The organism is Moorena sp. SIO4A1, assembly GCF_010672065.1.
Lineage (GTDB): Bacteria > Cyanobacteriota > Cyanobacteriia > Cyanobacteriales > Coleofasciculaceae > Moorena.
Genome location: NZ_JAAHHX010000888.1, coordinates 1 through 1,209, shown reverse-complemented (window position 1 = coordinate 1,209; position 1,209 = coordinate 1). Strand labels below are relative to the sequence as shown.

The window sequence follows — 1,209 nt, the reverse complement described above, 5'->3', positions numbered from 1 at the left end:
CCATCATGGACAGGTTAATTGCACCAGCAAGTTTGAAGACTGGGATATTCAGATGCCTTAAGGCCGGAGTTGACCTGGAATTTCCTGAGCAAGGAACCCCACAGGGAGGTGTAGTCAGCCCACTACTCGCCAATATCGCACTTGACGGAATAGAGGATATACACCCAAGCGTCCGATATGCGGATGATATGGTCATATTTCTCAAGCCAAAAGATAATGCCGAAAAAGTATTGAATAAAATCAAGAAATTTTTGGCGGAACGCGGGATGGAAATCAGCGAAGAAAAGACCAAGATAACCAAAACGACAGACGGATTCGATTTTCTGGGATGGCACATGCGTGTCAAACTAAACGGAAAGTTCCACTGCACTCCCTCAGTGGAGAATCACAGAGCTATCCGTAAGAAAATCAAAGCCATAGTCAACAACTCGAATTATGGTGCAGAAGTAAAAGCCAAGAAACTAGCCCCTATCGTACGTGGATGGAGGAATTACCACAAATACTGCGACATGAGCAGTTCCCGAGATAGTTTATGGTTCATGAACAACACCGCAAACCGGAAATTCCGTAGAGAAAAGAAGGTAAACCGGTATCAGGCCGATAAATTATGCAAGAAAGGCTTCCCCGCAGTGGGGTATGAACAGAACAAACACGTAATGGTAAAAGGGACTAAGTCCCCCTATGACGGAGACCTAGTCTATTGGAGCCAGAGAAATTCCCAACTCTACTCCGATGCTACATCAGAAACTTTGAAAAAGCAGAACCATTCCTGTGGATATTGCGGACTGAGATTCATTGATGAAGAAAGAGTACATCTCCACCACATTGATGGAAATCACAACAACTGGAAGAAAAACAACCTCATGGCTGTTCACCAAAGTTGTCACCAATATATTCACGGGGGCAAGTCGTTCGCGAAGCGTCGCCTTTGGCCGTAGGCCACGCTGCGCGAACGGCGATAAGACTAGGATATCTAGGAGCCGTATGAGGGGAAACCTTCACGTACGGATTTGAAGGAGAGGTGCCCCGGCTAATCCCGGGCATCGACTCTAATTAGGACTTACGAAGTCTAGTTGGTTTCGCCAGTCCAATTTGTATATTTTGTATAAATTTTATATATAGATTTCTTTTGTATAGATTTACTTGTATAGATTTTTCTTATAGATTTAGTTGTATCGATTTACTTGTATCGATTTACGTTTAAGCTTT

At 43.7% G+C, this 1,209-nt stretch carries 1 protein-coding gene; it reads left to right on the top strand.

The features are described from left to right. Positions 1-938: reverse transcriptase domain-containing protein (locus tag F6K53_RS43810; RefSeq protein WP_293087081.1), on the top strand; the 938-nt coding region annotated here is incomplete at its 5' end. Positions 939-1,209 lie beyond the last annotated feature (271 nt).